The organism is Flintibacter sp. HCN-6482 (assembly GCF_037892565.1).
GTDB lineage: Bacteria > Bacillota > Clostridia > Oscillospirales > Oscillospiraceae > Lawsonibacter > Lawsonibacter aceti.
This window is the reverse complement of record NZ_JBBKBK010000001.1, coordinates 178,764-203,322: the sequence shown is the minus strand read 5'-3', so window position 1 is coordinate 203,322 and position 24,559 is coordinate 178,764. Positions and strand designations below refer to the sequence as shown.

Genomic DNA, 24,559 nt, shown 5'->3' with positions numbered 1-24,559 from the left:
AAGCATGGATTCACTTAAATCGAAAAATTGGAACCGGTGTGTTTTGACTTCGATTTTTTCCCGTTGGCCGCTTACTCTTGGTGTTTTAATGAATGAGACCACTGTGCCGGGCTTGAATTTGGTACTGAGCATGGAGATGGAAACCCGAAGTGGCCGTTGCGATACCTTATAAAAATAGCCACACCTTATTGGGGTGGCTATTTTTATAAGAACCGTAGAGCCTGAAAACACCTGTGGGCGATGCAGTCGTACCCGTGTGATCCTATACCGCTTTTTAATCCTTACTTGCCCTCAGATGAAATCTCCTTATCTTCTTGGGGGCGGCTTAAAAAGCTGGATAAAATATCGATAAATTCACAGTTGCTGGGCCGCTTTTCCAGATGGATTCCCGCAATGTGATCCAATAGACGGTGATCCGCCTGACCCCATACGGCCCGAATTACGTTGCGTGTGGCCAACTCGATGCTATCACGGGTGGTATGGAAGTGGCGGGCGGTTTCTGGATACAGACGCTTTGTGATCAAACTGAGCCGGCTGGGGTCCTCTACGACTTGGTTCACCATGTAGCACACATACTGAAAGCCGGTCAACTTTCTGGTAACACCTAACCGTCTCAAGAGCGCCTCTATATCCAGAGCTTTTCTGTCGAATTGATCCTGAGGCAGCTCGTCCTCAGGGACCAAAAAATAAATCTTCATACTCATCTTCCTTTCAAAAGTATTGCAAGGGGAAAATCAAGGGAGGCCGGGGCCAGATGGGCGGGAGAAAGGGACCCCGACCCTGTGGCTGCACAAGAAAAGACCAGGACGGATAGAACCCGCCCTGGTCTTTTATGAGATGGCCTTTATTCCCCTGTCACGTAAGTGGTTTCCGATCTTGTATCCCGGCCGAGGCTGTTTTCAGAAAAGATGGTGGCGACAACTTTATATTCGACACCAGCAGTGCCATTGCAAAAAATCACATTTGAATGGCCTACTGTATTGCTATTACTCATTCCCTCGTCGTCTTCCACCCAGGCCTCCACGAGCCTCCATTTGGAATTTTGATTGGCATAGACATAGATGCTCTCACATCCGATTTTATCAACTCTGCCTTTTCCAGTTACAGAAAATTCAACATTGATTCTTCCTGGATCAGTAGAAACCTCGATATAGTAAGAAATGATTTGGTCGCTAGCTCTACTGTTTGAAAAGTCAATTGCAAAAATCGAGGTGTATAGGACGCTCAAGCAGCAGATTGTAGTAACCATGATACGAAAGTACTTGCGTGCCAAAAATACCACTCCTTCTAAATTGAAGCTATGATTTTTTCAAGAGTGGAGGTCGGCTGGTTAGTAGAAATACAATACTCTAAGCCATCTAGATTCCAGGCAACTGAATTACTAGAATTATTCTGAAAGAAATAATATTTGATGCCATTATATATAAGGGTGTTAACTAATTCTGTATCCTTTTCGTAATTAGATTTTGGTTTCCCATTCATTTCTATAATTTCAAACACAATAAAGTTGTTACCTTTTTCGTATAGAATGATAAGCTTTGATGACTGGGTGACCGTAGATGTAAAAAGTTGTGACTCTGTCGCCACAAACCCATCCGGAATTACAGGGATGACAGGTGTTAAACCCTTTTCTCCGACCAGTTCCTGGAACACGGCAAATTCCTCCGGTACTGGATCTGGGTCCGCGGATGCCACGGAGGATGATCCGTCCTCCATGACCCGGAACGAAAACTGCTCGGTGGTCCAATGGGCGACCAGTTGGAACAGGTTGGCATCTCCCAATACAGGGATGCAGGTCAGCGCGACCAGCACAGCCACCACGGCGGCAGCGAGTAAAGTACGACGGACCTTCCGACGACGGCTCTTGATGTGGAAGGGGAGCTCGTGGCCGGGACCAGTTGTCCGCTCTGGGATAGGGTAAAGAGGCTCGTTCAAACCTTTATATAGCTTCTCAAAATCCGCCCTGGCTCTCGCCCGGTCGGAGGAGCTGCTGTCACTTTCTTCTTGTTCTCTCTCTAAAATCACCTCCAGCACATGGTCTATCAGCTCGGGATCGCTCTCAACGTCAGAGAGGTCTGCCCGCAAAATGGATTCAAGCTCTGCGGTGGTCAACTGGTCCAGTTTGGCATACTTCTTATTTGCCATGCTCTGAACCCCCTTCCAAAATATAATTCCAGGAAAATGGAAAAACGGACAGGAATTTCCAAAAAATTTTCAAAAATTTTTAGTCCCGCTGCTCCAGCAGGCGTTTCTTTAATTTCTGCCTGGTCCGTTGAACCCGTTTTTGACAGACGCCAATGGTTAAGCCGCTTTCCTCAGATATTTTCTTATATGGAACGCCGTCTAACGCTACCCGCTTGAATATATGTAAATCTTTTGCCGGCAGCGCCTCCGAGATTTTTCGATTGAGTTTCTCCAGACTGTCTGGATCTTCCTCTATCTTTTCAAACTCGTCTGGAGCGGAAATGGGCGGAATCGCGTCCGAATCCAGGGACACATATTGCTTCAGATCCCTGGCCCTCTCCCTCAATTTATGGAGCGATTTATATTTTACTGCCTTTTGCAGCCAGAACTCCGGCTTTTCATGGGCCATCACCTCATCGATGTGCAGATACAGCTCCAAGAAGGCATCCTGCACAACTTCTTCCGCCAGTTCTGGATTTGACAGGAGGATCAGGGCGTATCGCTTCATCTTGCTAAACCGTTCCTCGTATAGGCAGTTGAAAAACGCTTCTTGACTTGATGCGTCTCTGTGGCCCATGCGCGTGCACTCCCATCCCTGTTTATAGATCCTCTTTGTCAAACTGATCGATACATACCCGCACCAGCTGCTCTACTCCACTGATAAATTCGGGGGATTTATTAGAAAGCATCTTTATGATGTTTTGAGAAGAAACGTTGTGGTGCTCCTGGTACACCAGGGCGTCAAACCCAACCTGGAGCGCGTCCGCGATGGCGTACAGAGTTTTTAATTTCATCATCTTTTCGCCGCGTTCGACCCGGGAGATAAACGCAGTCCCGACCCCGGCCTGTTCTGCCAACTGACCCTGTGTCAGGTTAGCTCTCTCCCGGTATTTCCGGATATTATCTCCGATCACTACAGCTAAGGTGGCATCATCCATACTGATTCCTCCATTCGGTAAAATTATATTTCCCAAATGAAAGGAAGTAAAAGCACCAATAGGTATATAATATTTTACCATTTCAGGAAATGCAAGAGAATTTCATCTTCTTGGGAAACCACATTTGGAACATGGAGCACAATAGGAGGATGGTTGAGAAATGCCGCCGCTCAACTGGGAAAGAGGCGCTGCCCTGGGCCACCAGACCTGGTAGAAATGTGCCGTACATACAAGAAGCCCCGGCCTTTAGGCCGGGGCTTCTTGCTGTGTGTTGTGTAAGGAGAGGGAGAAATGGGAGTAACTTGATCTCTTATCTGATCACGGCCTCATCATACAATACAATTAAGGCAAAACCGTGACTTTGCTGTGAATTTTTTGTGAACATTGGGATGGAACCGCCAAAAATCGACAGTTTTTAAGGCGCTTCATCTGTGATGAGGGAGAGTACCAGGGAAGCGGTATCTACCAGGTTTTGGACGCTGATTTCCTCCTGAGTAGTGTGGACCTTAGACATCCCTACCCCCAGTACCAGAGCTTTGATACCGTGGGCGTTCATATTGTTGGCATCGCTGCCGCCTCCGGTGGCGGACAGGGAGGGAGTTAACCCCACCCGCTCACAGGCGGCCATCACTGCCCGGAGGAAGGAGTCCTCGCTGGGGATGGAGAAGGGGGAGTAGGCCTTGCTCATCTGAAGATCCAACGCCGCCCCGTATTTTTCACAGGCATGACGGAGACACTGAGCCATGTGCTCCGCCTGCCGTTCCAACTTTTCCGCGTCACGGCTGCGGGCCTCCGCCGCCAGGTCCAGCACCTCTGGGACGATGTTGGTGGCATACTGGGAAGAAACAGAGCCGATGTTAGCCGTGGTCTCCTGGTCCACCCGCAGCAGACGCATTTGGGAGATGGCCTCCGCCGCCACCTGAATGGCACTGATCCCTTCCTCCGGGGCGACGCCCGCATGGGCGCGGCGGCCGGTGATCCGCGCGGTGATCTGGTACTGGCCGGGGGCACTGGTAATGATACGTCCGGCGTCCCCATCGCTATCCAGTACCACCGCTTGTTTGGCCAGGATGCGGCTATCATCCAGATGGCGAGAGCCACGCAGGCCGATCTCCTCACACACGGTAAAGACCGCCTGGACTGGAGGGTGGGGGAGCCGCTGTTCTACCAGGGAGCGCAGGGCCTCTACGATAGCGGCCACGCCCGCCTTGTCGTCGCTGCCCAGCACTGTGTCTCCTTTGGAGCGGATCACCCCGTTCTCCAGCACCGGCTCCACTCCCGTGCCAGGAATTACTGTGTCCAGGTGGGCGGACAGAAGGATGGGCTGACCGGGAGCGGTCCCAGGCAGGGTGCAGTACAGATTGCCGGTGTCGCTTCCGGTCTGGGCCTGGGTATCATCCAGATCCACTTGACAGCCGATGGCCTGAAGGTCCTCTGCCACGCGGGCGGCAATAGCGCCCTCATGAGTGCTCTCGCTGTCGATGCGTACATAGTCCAAAAAGGTATCCAAAAGACGGTCCCTGTTGATCATATAGCTGGCCTCCTTATGATAGTGCGGCCATTTTAACACGGAGGGGGAGTAAAATCAACTGCGGGACGGCACTAGCGGTCGGTGACTACCATAGTCTGGATATCCCGCTCCCCAGTGCCGCTGCTCAACAGGAACACGGTATAGTTGGTATTTTTCTCCACCTCCAGGTTCAGGGAAACGATGGTGTCGGGCAGGTCGGGAGTACCCAGAAAGGCACTGTCTAGAGTCTCAATGTCCATCCAGGAGGGCATGGGGGAACGGTCAGTCTCGGCAAAAAGGAACTGATAAGTCCCTGGCCGGACGCGCTTGAAAATGGTGGTCTCCTTGAAACGGACATCAGCATAGACCACCCGGCCGTCCTTCAACAGCACATCAATCGGGGGGCTGTTCAGAGCCAGATTGCTTACCCGGAAATTGGAAGCGCAGTTGCCCTGAAGGCAGCATTGGTCAGAGATCTGGAGCAGGTCCAGCCCACTAGGGGTATTGATGACAGCGATGGTGGACAGACTGCCTGGGGGAAGCGGCATGGTCTTGCGGAGATAGGTGTAGCCGTCGAGACCGGATACAGTGATAGTCTGATAGCCACCAGGGGCTTGGACATAGGAGGATACCGAGGCGTAACCCAACCGGGTGACCACCCGGACGCGGTTGATCTGGATGCGGATAGGGGTGTAGCCGAAGGCGGCATTGAGAAAACGGACTCTGGATAATGGGAGCCAGATAGGGGGGCGGACGGAGGAGCCGCCGTTGACTGGCCCGCCTTCTCCCGGATTTGGGAGGGGAATGACCGGGATATTCCCGGTGCTGCCATCATAGACCGGTCCACCTTCTCCCGGATTGGGCAGAGGAATGACCGGGGTATTTCCAGAATTACCATCATAGACTGGTCCACCCTCACCCGGATTGGGCAAAGGGATCACCGGGGTGTTGTCGTTAATTCGTTCCATATGGATAAGGCAGGTCAGGGAGAGCCTGGCCTTTCTCCTTTCTGAGTTATTTTGTCTGGACAGCCCCAAACGTAAGCAGGGGGCACCCCATGCTATGCCAGATGGAGGAAGCCTGTTCAGAGAACGCGGGAGGAAAGGAGGTAGAAAAAGGGGAAGGACAGATGAAAAAGTAGGCCAAACACCTTGACAATGGGAAAAAACATGGTAGAATAGTCCCGGAAATGTGTTGATGAAGCCAAGTACAGCGGGGTGTCTTTAGCGAGAGGGGACAGTGAAAGCCCTCGGCTGAAAGCTGTACGAGCCACTTCTGAGCAGCCCGTGAGGAGCGGGACGGCCCATCCCCGTGAGCGGATGACTGAGATGTCCGGCTGACGTGCCGCGCCGGATAATCAGGGTGGTACCGTGGAAGGATGCTTTCCGCCCCTGACTGCTGTCAGGGGCGTTTTTTATTTCGAAAGGGGTATAAAATGCGGCAATATATTGTAGATGCCTTTGCGGATCGGGTTTTTGAGGGCAATCCGGCAGCAGTATGTGTGCTGGACCGCTGGCCGGAAGAGGACCGGATGATGCGGATTACCCGGGAAAACAATCTCTCTGAAACTGCCTTTGCCGTCCCGGAAGGGGAGGGATACCGGCTGCGCTGGTTTACCCCCAGCGGGGAAATTGACCTGTGCGGCCACGCCACTCTGGCTGCGGCCTTCGTGATCACGGAATTTATCTCTCCGGGTCTGGATGTCGTCCTCTTTGACACCCTCAGCGGGCGGCTGACGGTAAGAAAGCGGGGCGAGCTGCTGGAGATGGATTTCCCGGCCTATCAGCTCAAGCGCCTGGAGGTGACCGACCAGATCACCGAGGCGTTGGGGGCCAGACCCAGCGAGGTCTGGAGGGCCCGTGACCTGTTGTGTGTCTTTGAGGACCCGGAGACCGTCATCCGCCTTGAGCCAGACCAGGAGAAGCTGAAGGAGCTGAAGGGGGCTCTGATGCAGGTTACCGCTCCGGGGAGCGGGGAGTTTGACTGTGTGTCACGGTCCTTCGCCCCCAAAATGGGGGTGCCAGAGGACCCGGTGTGCGGCTCTGGCCACTGCCACATCATCCCCTACTGGGCTGCCCGGACGGGACGGAGGGAGTTTACCGCCCGCCAGGCGTCTCCGCGAGGCGGAACCCTCTACTGCCGCTTGGAGGGGGACCGGGTTATCCTGGCCGGCCGGGCAGCTCTCTATGCCAGGTGTGAACTGATGTTGGAGGACTGCTGATGAAAAGAAGAACGACAGGCCTGCTGGCCGCGGCGCTGCTAGCCGTCCTGCTGCTGGCCGGCTGCGGCACCCGCCCCCTGCCCAGCGGCATGGAGGAGGAAGCGGTGGGACAGGCGGGCCAGGAGATTGTGGAGATGCTGGTCGCACGGGACTATCAAGGAGTGGTTGACGCCTTCCGGCCGGACATAGCCGAGGAGCTGGGCGTCACCGCGGATACAATCCAGTCCGAGATGGACAAGGTTTCGGAAGCCGGACCCTATGTGGAAACCATAAAGCGGATGGCGGTGGGCGGAAAGAACAAAGACTATGGAGAGGACTATGCGGTGGCGGTGATCTACTGTGAGCATGAGGAGAAAAACATCGCCTATCAGCTCTCCTTTGACACCGATCTGAACTTGATCGGCATATATGCGGAAGTGAAAAAGAAATAAGATGATATACGGAGGTAATTCCTATGCATGATCCAAAGCCTTTCGGACTGAACGAGCTGCGCGAGATGTTCCTGTCCTTTTTTGAGAGCAAGGGCCATCTGCGTCTGCCCAGCTTTTCCCTGATCCCTCAGAATGATGCGTCCCTGCTGCTGATTAACAGCGGCATGGCCCCCATGAAGCCCTGGTTCACTGGGGAGCAGGAGCCCCCTCGCCATCGTGTCTGCACCTGCCAGAAGTGCATCCGCACCGGAGACATTGAGAATATCGGCAAAACTGCCCGCCACGGCACCTACTTTGAGATGCTGGGCAATTTCTCCTTTGGGGACTACTTCAAAAAGGACGCCATCCACTGGGGCTGGGAGTTTTTGACCAGCCCGGAGTGGGTGGGCCTGGACCCGGACCGGCTGTACCCCTCTGTCTTTGAGGGGAACGAGACCACCCCCGCCGATGACGAGGCATTCCGTATCTGGAACGAAGAGATCGGCATTCCCGCCGACCGCATCTTCAAATTCGGCAAAGCGGACAACTTCTGGGAGCATGGCTCCGGCCCCTGTGGTCCCTGCTCGGAGATCTACTACGATCGGGGCCCAGAGTGGGGCTGTGGCAAGCCCGGCTGCACTGTGGGCTGTGACTGTGACCGCTATATTGAGGTTTGGAATATCGTCTTTTCCCAGTTTGACAACGACGGTGAGGGTCACTATACTGAGCTGAAGCAAAAAAACATCGATACCGGCATGGGCCTGGAGCGGCTGGCCTGCGTCTGCCAGAAAGTGCCCTCCCTCTTCGATGTGGACACCGTCATGAACATCACCCACAAGGTATCCGAAATCACCGGCGCCCACTATGGCGAGACCCCTGCCAAGGATGTCTCCCTGCGGGTCATCACCGACCACATCCGCTCCGCTACCTTCATGATCTGTGACGGCGTGCTTCCCTCCAACGAGGGTCGGGGCTATGTCCTGCGCCGCCTGCTCCGCCGGGCTGCCCGCCACGGCAAGCTGCTGGGTGTCAACGAGCCCTTCCTTTACAAGGTGTGCGACACCGTCATCCACGAGAACGAGGGCCATTACCCCGAACTGCGGGAGCGGCAGGACTATATCACAAAGGTCATCCGGGTGGAGGAGGAGAACTTCGCCAAGACCATCGACGGCGGCCTGAAGATTTTTAACGAGATGCTCAAGGGGCACCAGGAGAAGCGGGAAAAGACCTTTTCCGGCGCCGACGCTTTCAAGTTATATGATACCTACGGCTTCCCTATCGACCTGACGCTGGAGATGGTGGAGGAGCAGGGCATGACCTTGGACCAGGACGCCTTCCACCAGCTCATGGAGGAGCAGCGCCAGCGGGCCCGGAAGGCCCGGGAGGCTCTGGGCGATTTGGGCTGGGCCGGCGTGGAATTTGGTAAGGATGTGCCAGAGACCCAGTTTGTGGGCTACGGGTGTGATACCGTGCTGGATGCCAAGGTGGTGGCCATTGTGGCCGAGGGCCAGCAGCGGGATGAGATCATCGGCGGCGGCGAGGCCATTGTGGTGCTGGACAAAACGCCCTTCTACGCCGAGATGGGCGGCCAGGTGGCCGACCATGGAGTGATCGCCTGTGAGAGTGGGCGTGGGATGTTGTTTGAGGTCCATGACGTGCAGAAGAACAAGGGCGGCAAGTATATGCACTATGGCCGGCTGATGGAGGGAACCCTGAAGGTGGGCGACACGGTTCGGGCCCAGATCGATCTGGACCGCCGTCGGGCCGTCATGCGGGCCCACTCCGCCACCCACTTGCTGGATAAGGCCCTGCGCGCTGTTCTGGGCGATCACGTCCACCAGGCAGGCTCTCTAGTGGAGGCCGACCGGCTGCGTTTTGACTTCACCCACTTCTCCGCCATGACGGCAGAGGAGTTGGCCAAGGTCAGCGCCATGGTGAATGAGGCTGTGCTGGCCGGCTATGACATTGTGACCGAAGAGCTGCCCATTGAACAGGCCAAGCAGAAGGGGGCTATCGCCCTCTTTGGAGAGAAATATGGTGACGTGGTCCGAGTCGTGGACATGGGTCAAGGCTACTCCGTGGAGTTCTGCGGCGGTACTCACCTGGATAACACCGCCAAGGTGGGGGTGTTCCACATCTCCAGCGAGTTCTCTGTGGCCTCCGGCGTCCGCCGCATCGAGGCTACTACCGGTATGGCTTCTTTAGAGGTAATGAACCGCAATCAGGAGCTGCTCTTCCAGGCTGCTGCAGCCCTGAAGGCTAAACCCGGTGAGTTGCGGGAGAAGGCGGAGGCTGCCATGGGCGAGATCCGCCAGCTCCACCAGGCAGTGGAGAAGTTCAAGGCCCGTGAAGCGGTCAGCGAGGCCGAGCGATTCCTTTTCGCTGCCCATGAGGTAGGGGGCCTGAAGGTGCTTACCGCCACGGTGCCGGACGCGGATGCCGACCGTCTGCGCAAAATGGGGGACTTTTTGAAGGACAAGGAGCCCAACGTTGTGGCCGTCCTGGCCGCCATCAATGGGGAGAAGATTACCTTCTTGGCCGCCTGTGGCAAGGAGGCCGTCCAGAAGGGAGTCAAGGCCGGAGAGATCGTCAAGCAGGTGTCCGCCATCGCCGGCGGCTCCGGCGGCGGCAAGCCTGACTCCGCAATGGGCGGCGGCAAAGACCCGCTGATGGTGGACAACGCCCTCGCTATGGTGGATAACGTGGTATCCATGAAGCTGGGGCTGTGAGCCATGACCCGCGAGGATCTCAAGCGCTTTTGCGCTCTGGATATTGACTTTGAAAGTATTGGCTTGATGGAGCCTGGACTTTCCTTGGAGCCTTATTTCTGTACTCCGATGAATGCCGAGCCGGTAGGGAGGCTGGGCTGCGACGGTATCCATTTTGTCCTTCTGCCCGGGGATGAGCGGGTGTTTTGCGTGGACCCCGCTATGGGGGAGCCGGGGACCTATGTCCTGCCAGTAGCGACAGATTTTCGGGAATTTTTGTCCTTTGTCCTCTACTGCCGGGATGCCAACCCCCTCTCCCAGATCTGGTGGCTGACGGAAGAACGGTTCCGGGAACTGTTGGAGGAGGACAAGAGGGCTGTCTGGCCTGGGTGTGAGACATTTTTTGCTGGGAAACAGACAGCCCTGGAGAGGATAGCAAGGGCCTTTGACCTGGCTCCCGCTGCTCCGTATCAGCAGGTCAAGGCCCTTCAGGCCGCCTTTGATCCCACGATTATGAAATTTTCCAACGAATACTATGATGTGCTGGGACTGGAGTATCCAGAGTGACAGGACAGGGATAAGGAAACGGGCTTTGCAGGGACAAGATCTTCCAGCATCGAAGTTCTATCTGCCTTCCTGATTTTGACTTTTTATGCTAACAGATACCGTGCGGCACGGTTAACTGGACCGTTGCCGCACGGCTCTTTTATCTTTCACTTTGATTTAAATCTAATTTTGACTGTTTTTTTAGTAGGCTGGAAAAGGCGGCGCCCCGGCTCTGAGTGGAATAGATGAAAACCGCGGCTGGGACGGGGAGGCCCTGTGTACTTGAAGCAAAAACGGTAAACGGACCCCATCTTCAAAAGGGACGGCCCTTGGGCCGTCCCTTAAAATTTTTTGGGAGATTCTCAACATTTTCCCCAGCCAGATTGTGTGATAAGCAGAGAGACAAAAAGGGAGGTGTCTTGTTTGGAACATAGCCAGAGCGGGGAGAAGATGGCCGCCCTCTACCGCCGATATGTGACCATGGTCTATCAGATCTGTCTGATGCTGATGAAAAATGTACCCGACGCAGAGGACGCCACCCAGACGGTCTTTCGAAAAGCGATGGAGCATGAGGGCCTCTTCCGTGATCCGGAGCATGAAAAGGCCTGGCTTATCGTTACCGCCCGGAACGAGTGCAAAAACCAGCTCAAGCACTGGTGGAGGACAAAGAGGGCGGGAGAAGAGATACTTCAGAACCTGACCTGGGAGCAGCCGTCGGACGGGGAGCTGTGGGATCTGATCCTTACCCTACCGGAGAAATACCGGATGGTGCTGTATCTCCACTACTACCAGGGTTACACCGCGCTGGAAACAGCGGAGATCTTGGGGAAGAACCCATCCACCATTCGTACCTGGCTGGTTCAGGCGAGATGGAAACTGAAAGAAATTTTGGAGGTGGAAGAGTATGGACGAGGATAAGCTCAAGCGGGTGTTTGACCAGATAAAACCCACTCAAGAGCAGGAACGGGTTATGCTGGACCGCCTCCTGACAGGGCAGAAGGAGGTCAAACCTGTGAGTCGAATGAAGAAGATGCCCGCTGTACTGGTGGCCGCTGCCGTGCTCCTGCTGGCCTGTGCCTTTACAGTGGCTACGGGGTTGGATCAGAAATTTGCGGCGCTGTTTGGGGCAGGGGAGCAGGAGGCAAGGCTGATCAAAGACGGTGTGGTGCAGGTGGATCAAAGACACACCTATGAAAATGGATGGACGGTTGAAGTGGAACAAATGCTGGTGGACCGGTATACCTTGGCGGTCCTACTGGACGTGATCGCCCCAGAGGAGACTGCCTTATGGGGAGAGGATTATTCTATTCTGGCAACTTCCGATATTGAGCCTGAGTCGGAAGAGAATGGCGTGGGCGGCTGGGTGTCCGGCTCCATTGTTTTACCAGATGATGATCCGGGTGACCATCACATCTCGATTTTGTGGTATCGGGGACCGACCACCTATCTTCAGGCAGATGCTCAGACATTTCTGGGTGGGGAATTTACGATTACTCCGTTGCGCTTGGTTGAAAAGACCACCTTTGAGAACTTGGCTGACTTTTCTCAGGAGCGGCATGACTTTTGTGTGAAACTGCCTGACCAGGACAGCGGACGACAATATGAGGCCGGGCTTCCCATTCAGGTGGGAGAAGACAATATGGTCCTGCAGTCGCTGTATGTTTCGCCCATCAGTGTTGCCTTTATGATTCAAGGAGAGGAAAACGATTTCCGTATGTGGGGGCCAGCGGCGTTTTCCGAAATACAAAGTACTACCGTTCTGAATCTGTTGGACGGCCAAACCGCATCTGTGGGCCGCGCAGTGAGCCAGAGCTATAATCCAGATACTGGGATGGGAGAATTTGTGTTCCAACTGAATCAGATTGTGGACCCGGATGAGGTGACATCCCTTACCATCTTAGGCCAGACCTTCTCTCTGGGAGGGCTGCTCCCGGTGGAGGAATAAAAACCTTGGCAATTCTGGCAAAAGGGGGTACAATGGTCTTACTAACAAACAAAGGAGGTTTCCCAATGTCTGACTGTCTGTTTTGTAAGATCGCGGAGGGGCAGATCCCGTCCAACAAAGTCTACGAGGACGAGGTATGCTTTGCCTTCCATGACATCGATCCCCAGGCGCCCACCCACTTTTTGGTTATCCCCAAGGCCCATATCGGATCTGTGGCCGAGGTGACAGAGGACAACGCCGCCGTAGTGGCCCATATTTTCGCAGTCATCTCCAAAGTGACCAAGGAGCTGGGCCTGGACAGCTACCGTGTGGTGTCCAATATTGGGGAGCAGGCGGGCCAGTCTGTCCCCCATCTCCATTTCCATGTTCTGTCTGGCCGGGATATGACCTGGCCTCCAGGCTGAGGAAGAAGGGGATGGTACCGAATGATCCCGCCATCCTCCTCAGCTTCCTGAATACCCGGCTTAGGGATGACGGCTGCACCCTGGAGGAGCTGTGCGCGCAGCTGGATGTAGAGCAGAGCGGGGTGGAGGATAAGCTGGCTGCCATAGGCTACACCTACCATAGAGAGCGCAACCAATTCCTTTGATAGAGGAGGTCGGAAAAAAGGGTTGACAAGAGAGTTAGGATGTGCTAACCTATACGTGGTTAGAGAGAGCTAACTCTCATCCTCCTTACACCTCCCTACTTTCACTTTTCCTGACTGAGGGCGCGCTCTGACCACCAGACGCTTGGGCGGGGCAGGCAATACCGCCGGGCAGACCGGGGCCGTGGATCATTCCACGGCTCCGGTTTTTCTTTCTGTATCAGAAAAAGGAAGATACCCCTTTCCATACTGGGTGAACTGTGATATAATCCTCATAGCTTTTTAGTTATGGGGTGTGCTGTTTATGTTCGTCAAGAATCCGGAATATTTTATGGCCATCGTCAAGGAGCGGAGCATCTCCAAAGCGGCGGAGCGGCTCTATCTCTCCCAACCCTATCTCAGCCAGTATCTGGCCAAGCTGGAGTCCAATCTGGGGGCCGTGTTGCTGGACCGTTCCCACTCGCCCCTGAAGCTGACGCCGGCAGGGGAGGTGTTCCATGCCTATCTGGAGCGCCAGAGTTATTTGGACCGGCAGCTGGTCAGCGACCTGCGGGATCTGCAGAACGAGAAGCGGCCTGTCCTCCACATCGGCGTATCCCCTTGGCGCGGCTCCACCCTTCTGCCCGATGTGCTGCCCCTGTTCACCAAGCAATACTCCGACGTCCAGGTGGTCCTCCATGAGGCGCCGGTGCCCGAACTGGGGGATCTGGCAGCGGGCAGTGTCACGGACTTCTGCATCATGCACATCCCTGGGGATCTGACGGAGCTGACCTATGAACTGGTCATGCGGGAGCATATCTTCCTTTTGGCCCACCGGGACCACCCCCTGGTCCGGGGGCTCACCAGTACCTACGACGACCCCATACCCTTCCCCGACCTGCGGCAGCTGGAGCGGGAGCGTATCGTGATGCTGCCCCCGGACTGGCGGCTGTCCAAGCTGCTCCACAATACCTTCTCCGTCCATAACGTGGAGCCCCAGAATATTTTGGTGACCACCAACAACACCACAGCCATCAATCTGGTGGCGGAAAACATGGGCTTCGCCTTTTTACAGGAGAGCGGCATCTCTCGCACCCCATATCTGGACCGGCTGGCCTGCTTTACCATCGGAGAGCCGCCACTGACCTGCCCCATGGCGGTGGTCTACAAGAAAAATGGATTCCTGTCACCGGCGGCCAGAACGTTTATCGACCTGATCAAGGAGTATTACAGCCGCTTTGACCGTCCCGCCAACCTTTGAACAAATATCGGGCCTGATTTTCAGCAAAAGGGACGGAGAGAAACCACACCGCCCCCCTTGACGAGGGAGGAGGCCTATGCTAAACTGAATCCAAGCCCTGCGACTGACGGAAGTGGAGTGACCACGTGGAACAGGGCCCGGCGTGTGAAACGCCATATTGCCGACCGTCTGGGCGCACTATTGCTTAGTGCGCCCTTTTATTTTTGCGGGCGCAACAGGAAGGAGTTATGGAAGATGAAGACTGACATCGAGATCGCCCAGGCCGCGGAGATGCTTCCAATTGGCCAGGTGGCCCACAAGGCGGGGGTCAGCGAGGAACTGCTGGAATACTATGGGCGCTATAAGGCTAAAATCGACATCACCCCCCTGCGGGACAAGGCCCGGAAGGGCAAGCTGATCCTGGTCACCGCTATCAATCCGACCCCCGCCGGAGAGGGCAAGACCACCACCTCCGTTGGGCTGGCTGACGCGCTGAAAAAGCTGGACAAGAACGTAATCCTGGCCCTGCGGGAGCCCTCCCTTGGCCCTGTGTTCGGCGTCAAGGGCGGCGCCGCCGGTGGTGGTTACGCCCAGGTGGTGCCTATGGAGGATATCAACCTCCACTTCACCGGCGACTTCCACGCTATCGGAGCGGCCAATAACCTTCTGGCCGCCATGTTGGACAACCATATCCAGCAGGGTAACGAACTGGGCATCGACGTGAAGAAGATCACCTGGCGCCGCTGTGTGGATATGAACGACCGGCAGTTGCGAAATATCGTGGACGGTCTGGGCGGCCGGATGCAGGGCGTCCCGCGAGAGGACGGCTTTGATATCACGGTGGCCAGCGAGATCATGGCGGTCCTGTGTCTGGCCACCGGCCTGAAGGATTTGAAGGAGCGGCTGGCTCGTATCATCGTGGGCTACACCTATGACGACCGGCCGGTGACCGCCGCCGACCTGAAGGCCCAGGGAGCCATGGCCGCCCTGCTGAAGGACGCCATCAAGCCCAATCTGGTCCAGACGCTGGAGAACACTCCCGCCTTTGTCCACGGCGGCCCCTTTGCCAACATCGCCCACGGCTGCAACTCCGTCTCCGCCACTGACACCGCCCTGAAGCTGGCCGACTATGTGGTCACCGAGGCGGGCTTCGGAGCTGACCTGGGTGCGGAGAAGTTTCTGGACATCAAATGCCGGGCCGCCGGACTGACCCCGGACGCGGTGGTCATCGTGGCCACGGTCAAGGCGCTGAAGTACAACGGCGGTGTGCCCAAGGCCCAGTTGGGAGAGGAAAACCTGGAGGCGTTGGAGCGGGGCCTGCCCAACCTGCTCAAGCATGTGGAGAATATCACCCAGGTCTTCGGTTTGCCCTGTGTGGTGGCCATCAACCGCTTTGTCAACGACACCGACAGAGAACTGGACCTGATCCGCTCCAAGTGTAAAGAACTGGGGGTCAATGTGGCCTTGTCCGAAGTGTGGGGCAGAGGGGGCGAGGGCGGTATCCAACTGGCCCAGGAGGTGCTCCGCCTGTGTGAGCAGCCCAAGAAGTTTACCTACGCCTATGAGTTAGATCAGCCTTTAAAGAGCAAGATCGAGGCTGTGGTGAAAAAGATATATGGGGGCGTGGGCGTGAGCTATTCCGATGCCGCATCCAAGGAGCTGGAGCGGCTGGAGAGGATGGGCATGGGCGGCCTGCCCGTGTGCATGGCCAAGACCCAGTATTCCCTCACCGATGACCAGACCAGGCTGGGCCGCCCCGAGGGCTTTACCATTACGGTGTCCAAGGTGAAGGTGTCCGCGGGCGCCGGCTTTGTGGTGGTCCAGACTGGGGATATTATGACTATGCCCGGCCTGCCCAAGGTACCCTCCGCGGAAAAGATCGACGTGGATGAGAACGGAGTAATCTCCGGCCTGTTCTGAGGGGGGCACATGGATAACCATTTCAATTCCCCCGCCCAGGTGACGGCGCTCTACGCCGCCGCTGGGGCGGAGAAGGCCGGAAAGCCAGCCTCTGTCCTGATTCTGCTGGGCATCCTGGCTGGGGCCTTGATCGCCATGGGCAGCGCCGCCACTAACACGGCCTCCTATGGCATCCAGGGCACCTGGACCGCCCGGACGGTGTGTGGCCTGCTGTTCCCCTTCGGGCTGGGAATGGTGATAGCCACCGGGGCGGAGCTCTTTACCGGCAACTGCCTGATCACCATTTCTCTGCTGGATGGGCGCTGCTCCTGGCGGGGGATGTTGCGGAATTGGAGCATCGTCTACCTGTCTAATTTTGCCGGAGCCCTGCTGGTGGCGGCGGGCTGCGCTTGGTTCGGTCAGTTCGACTACTCCGGCGGGCAGTTGGCCCTGTTCACAATGAGAATGGCGGCCGCCAAGTGTGCCATCCCCTTCCAGAATGGGGTGGTGCTGGGCTTCTTCTGTAACCTTCTGGTCTGCCTGGGCGTGGTCATGGCCATGTCGGGCAGGGACACAGCCAGCCGCCTGATGGGGGCATTTCTTCCGGTATGTTACTTTGTCCTGTGCGGCTTTGAGCACTGCGTTGCCAATATGTACTATATTGCCGCTGGCCTTATGGCCAAGATGGTCCCGGCCTATGCCCAACTGGCGGCGGAGGCGGGGCTGGACCTGTCTGGATTGACGGTGGGGGGATTCCTGCTGGGAAACCTGCTCCCCGTCACGATTGGGAACGTCCTTGGCGGCGCGGGGCTGGGCGGCCTGCTGTGGTATTGCTACCGCCCGAAAAGCTGACGGTCTATTGGCATAGAAAACGGCTGTGGGAGATGATCGAGAGACCATCTCCCACAGCCGTTTTTTCGACCGGGCGTGGTCAGCCGGTTTTTTGAACTTTCACAGGTGCTTAGACGACCCTTTCTTCAGAATAAGCCCGGAGGACCGCTATCGACAGGCCCGTTCTCTGGCGGTTAAGTAGAGCAGTCCGCCCGCCTGATAGGCGACGAAGTCCCAGGGGTCGAAGACTGCCCCCGCTTTCCAAAGTGGGGCGAGAACCTCCCACACCAGCCCGCAGGCCAAAAGCAGGGGGACCGCGTGCTTTACCGAGCGAAGGGGGGCTAGCCTGCCCCAGCGCAAAAGGTAGTCAGCCCAGGCGCATATGGCTCCCCCGGCAAACAGGTCGTTGGCATAGCAGGACAGGAACCATCCTAAGTGTCCGTCTGAGTTGGGAATAAGAAGGCAGCGGTTGACGATATAAAATACCAGGGCCCCGCCGCACACCCGCAGGTCAAATGTCCGAATATCCAAGGTCAGAGGAAGCTGAGGAGCAGCACGGTTACTATTAAGCCTAAGATAACGGCACCCACTGCGGCACCGAAAGACAGGGGCTCCCGGCGGGGCTCCTCACGGCTGGAAAGGTCATCCACAGGGGATCTCTTGCTCAACTGCTCCAGGTCGCTGCCCGCGTCGGAGGGATAGGAGCGGAGGTCCGCAAAGTGGTCCAGCAGCTTCAGGGCCCGCTGGACCGTGGTATAACTGGCGTTTGTAATCAATATGACCGGCGGGAACAGGAGCATATTCTCGACAGAGTGGGAGGAAAGAACGCCCGCCTCCGCATCTCGCAAGATGGCGTCCGGTAGGACAGCGGAATAGGTCTCATCTTGCAGCACCTCCCGATAAAACTGGGCTAAACGGTCCCGGACCATTTTAGGATCCGTGATATGATTGATGACAAGGGTGTACGTCCCATCTTCCAGACGTTCTGCAAGAGACCGGCCACAGTTGGGACAGAACCGGTCCAGACCGGTGACAATGGCCTGACAACCGGGGCAGCGCGCGGGGGTCCTCTCCAGGGCGCTCTCCTCTCCAAGAAGCAGCCAGTCGGAGGACACGCCAAACAGACGGCACATCTCTGCCAAATAGGCCACATCTGGGTTTGTCTGTCCGCTCTCCCATTTGCTTACCGCCTGCCGGGAGACGCCTAGCTTTTCTCCCAACTGCTCCTGGGATAATCCGGCCTGCTTCCGGGCCAGGGCGATCCGTTCATACAGTTCCATCATGGTCCTCCCACCTTTCTGATCCTGCATCCAAGATACCCCAAATCCCACGATATGACAAGAAAAATAAGCTGGAAATTTGTCAACCTGAAGTTGACAGGCGGCTGGAGGGGGAAAAACAGAGAAAAAGGCGGGGCTATACTTGACACCTCCCAGGAAGGATGCTAATATAATGATTTGTAACAAGCGCGAGGAACGGAAAGAGTAGCGTCCCGGCCAACGGACAGAGAGGGCCCTTCACCGGCTGAAAGGGGGCCCACAGCGGCAGACGTGAAGTGCGTCCGGGAGCGCGGGGCGTAATGGCCTCCGGTTCGGCCCCGATAGCGGCCGGTCAAGTGAGAAATGAGAGTGGAACCGCGAGTTATCGCCTCTTATGCCAAAATGGGCATAAGAGGTTTTCTTTTTGCCCTGCCCAGCGAGGGGCAGGATTACCGCAAAACAAGGAAGGAGGAGCCTATGTTCAGATCCCTCATGGAAACCTTGGAGGCGTATCAGCGCCGTGACCCGGCCGCGCACTCCAAATTGGAGATATTTTTGCTCTATCAAGGGGTGCATGCCCTGTTGTATCACCGGCTTGCCCATTGGTTATACTGTCATAATCTGAAATTTTTGGCCAGGGCAGTCTCCCAGTGGAGCCGGTTCTGGACCGGTATTGAGATCCATCCTGGGGCCAAGATCGGCCGCCGTCTGGTCATGGACCATGGTATGGGCATCGTCATCGGAGAAACCGCCGAGGTGGGGGACGACTGCCTGCTCTACCATGGAGTCACTCTGGGGGGGACCGGTAAGGATCAGGGCAAGCGCCACCCCACCATTGGCAATAATGTCCTAGTCAGCTGCGGGGCCAAGGTGCTGGGCCCCATCAAGGTGGGCGACAACTCCCGGATCGCGGCTAACGCCGTGGTCCTGTCCGAGGTGCCGGAGGACGCTACTGCCGTGGGTATCCCGGCCCAGATCGTCCGCATCGCCGGACGCACCACCCGATACGCGGATGAAGTGGACCAGACCAGCGTGGAAAATCCCACGCTGGAGCGCCTGGAGGCCCTGTCCTCCAGACTGGAATTTATCGAAAAGCTGCTGGATGAGCGATACGAGATTATTAGGGAACAGGGAGAGCGGGAGACGGTCTGACCGGCCGCCTGCGCTCTGAGGACAAGAGAAAGAGACTAGATAAAAAGGAGAGGTACCATGTATCTGTATAATTCCGCGACCCATAACAAAGAGGAATTTCAAACTCATACTCCCGGACATGTAGAGATGTATACCTGCGGTCCCACAGTATACCACTTTGCCCACATTGGCAACCTGCGCTCCTATATCATGGAGGATGTGCTGGAAAAATTCCTGCGCTACGATGGGTACGAGGTCAATCGGGTCATGAACATCACCGATGTGGGCCATCTGGCCTCTGACGCTGACACCGGCGAGGATAAGATGCTCAAGGGCGCCAAACGGGAGCACAAGTCAGTCATGGAGATTGCCAAGTTCTATACTGACGCCTTTTTCAACGACTGTGAAAAGCTGAATATCAAGCGGCCCGACGTGGTGGAGCCCGCCACCAACTGCATTGAGGACTATATCCGGATCGTATCCGGCCTGATCGAAAAGGGGTACGCCTACCTGGCTGGAGGAAACGTTTATTTTGACTCCTCCAAGCTGGACCGCTATTATGTGTTCAACGACCACGATGAGGAGGACCTGGCGGTAGGCGTCCGGGAGGGCGTGGAGGAGGACTCCAACAAGCGGAATAAAAACGACTTCGTCCTCTGGTTCACCAAGAGCAAATTCGAGGACCAGGCCCTGAAGTGGGATTCCCCCTGGGGGGTGGGCTATCCCGGATGGCATATCGAATGTACCGGTATCTCCCTCAAGCACAACGGAGAGTATTTGGACCTGCACTGTGGCGGGATCGACAATGCCTTCCCCCACCACACCAACGAGATTGCCCAGTCGGAGAGCTACCTGGGTCACCCCTGGTGTAAGCAGTGGTTCCATGTCCACCATTTAAATACAAACAGCGGAAAAATGTCCAAGTCCAAGGGGGAGTTCCTCACTGTGTCCTTACTGGAGGAGAAGGGCTATGACCCTCTGGCCTATCGGTTCTTCTGCCTCCAGTCCCATTACCGCAAGGGCTTGGTCTTTTCCTGGGAAAATCTGGATAACGCCGCTGGGGCTTACCAAAAGCTGATTGCCAAGATCGCGGCCATCGACCCCAAGGACGGTGTGGTGGACGAGGACCTCTTGGGTGAGTATCAGATGAAATTCCGTCAGCAGGTGGGCAATGACCTGAACACATCCATGGGAGTCACCGCCCTGTATGACGCCCTGAAGGCCAAGACCAACGGGGCCACCAAGCTGGCCATCCTGAACAGCTTTGACCAGGTTTTGTCCCTGTCGTTGCTGGAAAAGGCGGAGAAGGTGCGGAAGGAGCAGGCGGCTCAGAAGTCCCAGTCTGCCGGCGGCTATACCGTCACCGGCGAAGGGGACCCGGCCGTCGATGCTCTGGTGCTGGCACGGGGCGAGGCCAAAAAGGCAAAGAATTTTGCCGAAGCCGACCGCATCCGGGATGAACTGAAGGCGATGGGCATCGAGGTCACCGACGTGCCCGGAGGCGCGTCCTGGAAGCGGGTATAACAGGGAGATGCCGGGGGCGGCCATCCTGCAAAGGAATGGCCGCCCCCGGCTGATCGATTTCTGCCTGTTTTATGGTACAGGTTCCACGCCTTTTTTCCAGGGGAGCGTGAGAAAAAATTGAGGAAAATTTTTGCTTTTCCCATTGACATTTTCGCGCCGGTTTGCTATATTAAAACTAAGTTATTGAGAATAATTCTCATTTAACAAATACAGGAAAGTGAGGTAATTATCATGCCTGAGCTGAAGGGAAGCAAGACCGAAGCCAATCTGTGGACCGCGTTTGCCGGCGAGTCCCAGGCCCGCAACAAGTATACTTATTTCGCCTCCAAGGCCAAGAAGGACGGCTATGTCCAGATCTCCAAGATCTTTGAAGAGACCGCCGCCAACGAGAAGGAGCACGCCGAGATCTGGTTTAAGCTGCTGGAGGGCATTGGAACTACCGCGGAGAACCTAAAGGCTGCCGCCGAGGGTGAGAATTACGAGTGGACCGATATGTACGCCACCATGGCCAAGGAGGCTAAGGAGGAAGGCTTCGACCATATCGCTTTCTTGTTTGAGGAGGTCGCCAAGATCGAGAAGGAGCACGAGGAACGCTACCTGAAGCTGCTGGCCAACGTAGAGGGCGGCATTGTCTTCTCCCGCGATGGCGACATGATTTGGCAGTGCTCCAACTGTGGCCACATCCATGTGGGCAAGCAGGCCCCCGAGGTGTGCCCCGTCTGCGCCCATCCCAGGGATTATTTCCAGCTGAAGGCTGAAAACTATTGATGGAAACAGAAAAAGCAGGACCGCCACCGGCGGTCCTGCTTTTTTCAGTCAGCTTTCGGGGATGGGCATGGGAGCCTTCACCTTGGTGAGGTCGCTGTCCGCATAAGCCTGGGCCAGAGAATCCAAGGCCACATCCTGGGCTTCCAGGAGGACGCCCACCTCTTTCAAAGCGGCGCCAGCCTTGTCCAGCTGGTCGGCAGCATGAGAAACAGTGGACTCCACCTGGGTACGAAGAACATCGTATTCCTGCTCCACTCGCTGCATCCAACGCTCCATCTGACGGCGGAGCTGACGGGCCTGCTCCTCCGCCTGCTCCTGGACGGTCTGGGCCCGTCGGTGGGCCTCCAGCTCTACGCCGGCGGTCCGCTCCTTCAGGGCGGCGTAAGCTTCGGCGTCCGGTTCCAAGGCGGCGATCCTGGTTTGGGCCTGGGCCAGTGAGTTCTCTAACTGGGCCAGCCGGTCGCTTAACTGGCTGCGCTCGGTACGGCTGGTGGACAGGGCCACATTGGTCTGCTCCAGTTGACCGGAGAGGGCGTCCTTCTCCTCCTGGAGCCGCTGGTTGGCCTGCTGGAGCTGGAGGATCTGTTGGCTTTGTTCCTCAATCTGGCGAAGGGCAGACTCGGCGGCCTGACGCTGCTGTTCCAACTGCTGCTCCAGGGCCTCGCGCTGTTGAGCGGCTTCCCTGGCGGTATTTTCTAAATAGGTCAGGACGTCCTGGCGGTTAAAGCCGCCGAAGGCAGCACCTCGAAAGGGATGGTCCATGGATAGCACCTCTCTGAAACGCGGAACAAACCGCGGTTTTTGTCATTTTCCCAGATATCTTACCACAGGTCGGGAATAATTACAATCCTTTCTCTGGCCCCAGCAGGGGAAAGGAAGGTTTTTCTGCCCTTTCGACAGGGAATCAGTCATAATTCATTGACTGGAACGGTCTGGAATGATATACTAACTTAGTTTTCCAATCGTTTTGCCCCTGTATATCAGGAGGATCAAACAGGTGAGGTGTGCCATATATGTGGGCGTCCGACAACTGGAAGGATTATGAGCTGATCGACTGTGGCCGGGGAGAAAAGCTGGAGCGGTGGGGGGACCAGCTGTTGGTCCGCCCTGACCCCCAGGCCATCTGGAATACACCCCGGACCCACCGGGGTTGGAAAGTGAATGCCGGCCGATATGCCCGCTCCTCCACGGGGGGAGGACAGTGGCAGAATAAGTCCATGCCGGAGCGGTGGACGGTATCCTATGGGGACCTGACCTTTAACATCAAGCCCATGAACTTCAAGCACACCGGCCTGTTTCCAGAGCAGGCGGTCAACTGGGACTTTGCCCGGGAACAGATTCAAAAGGCCGGCCGGCCTATTTCGGTGCTTAACCTGTTTGCCTATACCGGAGGGGCCACCGTGGCCTGCGCCGCGGCCGGAGCCAGCGTCTGTCATGTAGACGCAGCCAAGGGTATGGTCCAGTGGGCACGGGAGAACGCCAGGGCCTCCGGCTTGGAGGAAGCGCCCATCCGCTGGATTGTGGATGACTGTGCCAAGTTCGTGGAACGGGAGATACGCCGGGGACGGAGGTACGACGCCATCATCATGGACCCGCCCAGCTATGGTCGGGGCCCCACCGGAGAGGTGTGGAAGCTGGAGGAAAACCTGTTTCCATTCGTGGAGCTGGTGTCTGGAGTGCTGTCCGACGACCCGCTGTTCGTTATTTTGAACTCCTACACCACCGGGCTGGCGCCCAGCGTGGTGACCTATATCCTGGAGACCATCCTCTCCAAACGCTTCGGCGGCCACACTACCAGTGACGAGCTGGGGCTGCCCGTCACCGAAAGCGGGCTGGTCCTCCCCTGTGGGGCCACGGGGCGTTGGGTCAAGCATGAGGCGTGAAGTGTTGAGAGGGAAGAGATCAGGGCGAGTCCCGGCCGTGTGGTGGAACAACAATAGGACGAAAGGCGGAGTGAAACCGCACGGATATGCGTCTATATCCCCACTCTTTGCTCTCTGCTCTCAACTCTATCCAGAAAGGGCTATCTTATGAGCAACACCATCATCAAAACTGAAGACCTCCGTTTCTCCTACCCGGCGGCCGAGGGGGTGTCCCCAGTGGTGCTGGACGGCGTAGATCTGGCCATCAAGGAAGGCTCCTTTGTAGCCGTCCTGGGGCACAACGGGAGCGGAAAATCCACCTTGGCCAAGCATATGAACGCTATCCTGCTGCCCAGCGGAGGCAAGGTGTACGTGGACGGCATTGACACTACGGATGAGGACAGGCTGCTGGACGTCCGCCGCGCGGTGGGTATGGTGTTTCAGAACCCGGACAACCAGATCGTCGCTAATGTGGTGGAGGAGGATGTGGCCTTCGCACCTGAAAATCTGGGCGTCCCCCCGGAAGAGATCCGCAAGCGGGTGGATGAGGCCCTGAAGGCGGTAAATATGTATGAGTTCCGGGAGCACGCTCCCCATTTGCTGTCCGGAGGGCAGAAGCAGCGGATCGCCATCGCCGGAGTCATCGCCATGGAGCCGCGGTGCGTCGTGCTGGACGAGCCCACCGCCATGTTGGACCCCACCGGACGGGCCGATGTGCTCCGCACCATCAAGGCGCTGAACCAGGAGCGGGGAGTTACGGTGGTCCTTATCACCCACCACATGGACGAGGCCGCACAGGCTGACCGATTGGTGGTTATGTCTAAGGGCCGTGTGGTGGCCGACGGAGTGCCCAAGGAGGTTTTTTCCCATGTGGAGGAGCTGAAGGCGGTAGGGCTCACGGTCCCCCAGACCACCCAGCTTCTCTGGGAGCTGAGGCAGGAGGGAATCAGCGTCCCTCTGGACGCCCTCTCAGACGAGGAGTGTGCCGCGGCCCTGTGGTCCGTGCTGTCGTAAGCGG

General features: G+C 56.6%; 26 protein-coding genes and 1 riboswitch. Of the genes, 16 read left to right on the top strand and 10 right to left on the bottom strand.

Annotated elements, in window-relative coordinates:
* Positions 1 to 281 precede the first annotated feature (281 nt).
* The 7 genes from WKS99_RS00980 to WKS99_RS00950 all read right to left on the bottom strand — a co-directional run bounded on the left by WKS99_RS00980 (position 282) and on the right by WKS99_RS00950 (position 5,600).
* Positions 282 to 698: a sporulation initiation factor Spo0A C-terminal domain-containing protein gene (locus WKS99_RS00980; RefSeq protein ID WP_340405175.1), complete on the bottom strand. Its 417-nt coding sequence runs from the start codon at positions 696 to 698 to the stop codon at positions 282 to 284.
* A gap of 146 nt (positions 699 to 844) precedes the next feature.
* Entirely contained in the window at positions 845 to 1,273 is a 429-nt protein-coding gene (locus WKS99_RS00975) for a hypothetical protein (protein ID WP_340405174.1), read from the bottom strand.
* Positions 1,274 to 1,287: 14 nt separating this feature from the next.
* On the bottom strand, positions 1,288 to 2,145 hold the full coding sequence (locus tag WKS99_RS00970) for a DUF4367 domain-containing protein (RefSeq protein ID WP_340405173.1): 858 nt from the start codon (positions 2,143 to 2,145) through the stop codon (positions 1,288 to 1,290).
* Between the two features lie 79 nt (positions 2,146 to 2,224).
* Entirely contained in the window at positions 2,225 to 2,761 is a 537-nt protein-coding gene (locus tag WKS99_RS00965) for an RNA polymerase sigma factor (RefSeq protein WP_240287192.1), read from the bottom strand.
* A gap of 22 nt (positions 2,762 to 2,783) precedes the next feature.
* The gene (locus WKS99_RS00960; RefSeq protein WP_240287195.1) at positions 2,784 to 3,122 is read right to left on the bottom strand and encodes a helix-turn-helix domain-containing protein; all 339 of its coding nucleotides are present in this window, start codon (positions 3,120 to 3,122) and stop codon (positions 2,784 to 2,786) included.
* Positions 3,123 to 3,537: 415 nt separating this feature from the next.
* The gene (locus WKS99_RS00955) at positions 3,538 to 4,653 is read right to left on the bottom strand and encodes a M20/M25/M40 family metallo-hydrolase (RefSeq protein WP_147572048.1); all 1,116 of its coding nucleotides are present in this window, start codon (positions 4,651 to 4,653) and stop codon (positions 3,538 to 3,540) included.
* Positions 4,654 to 4,724: 71 nt separating this feature from the next.
* On the bottom strand, positions 4,725 to 5,600 hold the full coding sequence (locus WKS99_RS00950; RefSeq protein ID WP_147572049.1) for a DUF4397 domain-containing protein: 876 nt from the start codon (positions 5,598 to 5,600) through the stop codon (positions 4,725 to 4,727).
* Between the two features lie 467 nt (positions 5,601 to 6,067).
* Between WKS99_RS00950 and WKS99_RS00945 the strand changes: the two genes are divergently transcribed.
* From WKS99_RS00945 to WKS99_RS00895, 11 genes are all read left to right on the top strand, one after another.
* Positions 6,068 to 6,853, top strand: coding sequence for a PhzF family phenazine biosynthesis protein (locus WKS99_RS00945; RefSeq protein ID WP_147572050.1), 786 nt, complete (start codon positions 6,068 to 6,070; stop codon positions 6,851 to 6,853).
* Positions 6,853 to 7,284 carry a DUF3887 domain-containing protein gene (locus WKS99_RS00940; RefSeq protein WP_147572051.1) on the top strand — a complete coding sequence of 144 codons (432 nt, stop codon included), beginning with the start codon at positions 6,853 to 6,855 and terminating at the stop codon, positions 7,282 to 7,284. The genes WKS99_RS00945 and WKS99_RS00940 overlap by 1 nt, the downstream gene beginning before the upstream one ends.
* Before the next feature lie 23 nt (positions 7,285 to 7,307).
* Positions 7,308 to 9,992: an alanine--tRNA ligase gene (alaS, locus tag WKS99_RS00935; RefSeq protein ID WP_147572052.1), complete on the top strand. Its 2,685-nt coding sequence runs from the start codon at positions 7,308 to 7,310 to the stop codon at positions 9,990 to 9,992.
* A gap of 3 nt (positions 9,993 to 9,995) precedes the next feature.
* On the top strand, positions 9,996 to 10,538 hold the full coding sequence (locus tag WKS99_RS00930) for a hypothetical protein (RefSeq protein WP_262670379.1): 543 nt from the start codon (positions 9,996 to 9,998) through the stop codon (positions 10,536 to 10,538).
* Between the two features lie 393 nt (positions 10,539 to 10,931).
* Complete coding sequence (locus WKS99_RS00925; RefSeq protein ID WP_240287206.1) at positions 10,932 to 11,435, top strand: RNA polymerase sigma factor; 504 nt, start codon at positions 10,932 to 10,934, stop codon at positions 11,433 to 11,435.
* Positions 11,422 to 12,462 (top strand): hypothetical protein, encoded by a 1,041-nt coding sequence (locus WKS99_RS00920; protein ID WP_340405172.1) that lies wholly within the window; start codon positions 11,422 to 11,424, stop codon positions 12,460 to 12,462. The genes WKS99_RS00925 and WKS99_RS00920 overlap by 14 nt, the downstream gene beginning before the upstream one ends.
* 65 nt (positions 12,463 to 12,527) lie before the next feature.
* Entirely contained in the window at positions 12,528 to 12,866 is a 339-nt protein-coding gene (locus tag WKS99_RS00915; RefSeq protein WP_340405171.1) for a histidine triad nucleotide-binding protein, read from the top strand.
* A gap of 11 nt (positions 12,867 to 12,877) precedes the next feature.
* Complete coding sequence (locus WKS99_RS00910) at positions 12,878 to 13,051, top strand: DUF4250 domain-containing protein (RefSeq protein WP_186852028.1); 174 nt, start codon at positions 12,878 to 12,880, stop codon at positions 13,049 to 13,051.
* A 301-nt stretch (positions 13,052 to 13,352) separates the two neighbouring features.
* The gene (locus WKS99_RS00905) at positions 13,353 to 14,288 is read left to right on the top strand and encodes a LysR family transcriptional regulator (protein WP_147572059.1); all 936 of its coding nucleotides are present in this window, start codon (positions 13,353 to 13,355) and stop codon (positions 14,286 to 14,288) included.
* An 89-nt stretch (positions 14,289 to 14,377) separates the two neighbouring features.
* A riboswitch (ZMP/ZTP riboswitch) is annotated at positions 14,378 to 14,469 on the top strand.
* Positions 14,470 to 14,522: 53 nt separating this feature from the next.
* Positions 14,523 to 16,187: a formate--tetrahydrofolate ligase gene (locus tag WKS99_RS00900; protein ID WP_340405170.1), complete on the top strand. Its 1,665-nt coding sequence runs from the start codon at positions 14,523 to 14,525 to the stop codon at positions 16,185 to 16,187.
* Positions 16,188 to 16,196: 9 nt separating this feature from the next.
* Positions 16,197 to 17,018: a formate/nitrite transporter family protein gene (locus WKS99_RS00895; RefSeq protein WP_340405169.1), complete on the top strand. Its 822-nt coding sequence runs from the start codon at positions 16,197 to 16,199 to the stop codon at positions 17,016 to 17,018.
* 147 nt (positions 17,019 to 17,165) lie between these two features.
* On the opposite strand, the gene WKS99_RS00890 is transcribed toward WKS99_RS00895, so the two are convergent.
* Both WKS99_RS00890 and WKS99_RS00885 read right to left on the bottom strand, forming a co-directional pair.
* Positions 17,166 to 17,528 carry a hypothetical protein gene (locus WKS99_RS00890; protein WP_147572062.1) on the bottom strand — a complete coding sequence of 121 codons (363 nt, stop codon included), beginning with the start codon at positions 17,526 to 17,528 and terminating at the stop codon, positions 17,166 to 17,168.
* Between the two features lie 2 nt (positions 17,529 to 17,530).
* Positions 17,531 to 18,280, bottom strand: coding sequence for a helix-turn-helix domain-containing protein (locus tag WKS99_RS00885; protein ID WP_340405168.1), 750 nt, complete (start codon positions 18,278 to 18,280; stop codon positions 17,531 to 17,533).
* Between the two features lie 453 nt (positions 18,281 to 18,733).
* Here WKS99_RS00885 and epsC point away from each other — a divergent pair, with 453 nt between their 5' ends.
* From epsC to rbr, 3 genes are all read left to right on the top strand, one after another.
* Positions 18,734 to 19,408 (top strand): serine O-acetyltransferase EpsC, encoded by a 675-nt coding sequence (epsC, locus tag WKS99_RS00880; protein WP_147572071.1) that lies wholly within the window; start codon positions 18,734 to 18,736, stop codon positions 19,406 to 19,408.
* Between the two features lie 57 nt (positions 19,409 to 19,465).
* Positions 19,466 to 20,911, top strand: coding sequence for a cysteine--tRNA ligase (gene cysS / locus WKS99_RS00875; RefSeq protein WP_240287218.1), 1,446 nt, complete (start codon positions 19,466 to 19,468; stop codon positions 20,909 to 20,911).
* Between the two features lie 231 nt (positions 20,912 to 21,142).
* Positions 21,143 to 21,679 carry a rubrerythrin gene (gene rbr / locus WKS99_RS00870; RefSeq protein ID WP_147572073.1) on the top strand — a complete coding sequence of 179 codons (537 nt, stop codon included), beginning with the start codon at positions 21,143 to 21,145 and terminating at the stop codon, positions 21,677 to 21,679.
* 48 nt (positions 21,680 to 21,727) lie between these two features.
* Here rbr and WKS99_RS00865 read toward each other — a convergent pair whose 3' ends face one another.
* Positions 21,728 to 22,441, bottom strand: a complete 714-nt coding sequence (locus tag WKS99_RS00865) for a hypothetical protein (protein WP_186852032.1) — start codon at positions 22,439 to 22,441, stop codon at positions 21,728 to 21,730.
* A 251-nt stretch (positions 22,442 to 22,692) separates the two neighbouring features.
* On the opposite strand from WKS99_RS00865, the gene WKS99_RS00860 reads away from it, so the two are divergent.
* Entirely contained in the window at positions 22,693 to 23,562 is an 870-nt protein-coding gene (locus tag WKS99_RS00860) for a class I SAM-dependent methyltransferase (protein WP_147572075.1), read from the top strand.
* Positions 23,563 to 23,709: 147 nt separating this feature from the next.
* Positions 23,710 to 24,555: an energy-coupling factor transporter ATPase gene (locus tag WKS99_RS00855; protein WP_147572076.1), complete on the top strand. Its 846-nt coding sequence runs from the start codon at positions 23,710 to 23,712 to the stop codon at positions 24,553 to 24,555.
* Positions 24,556 to 24,559: the final 4 nt, after the last annotated feature.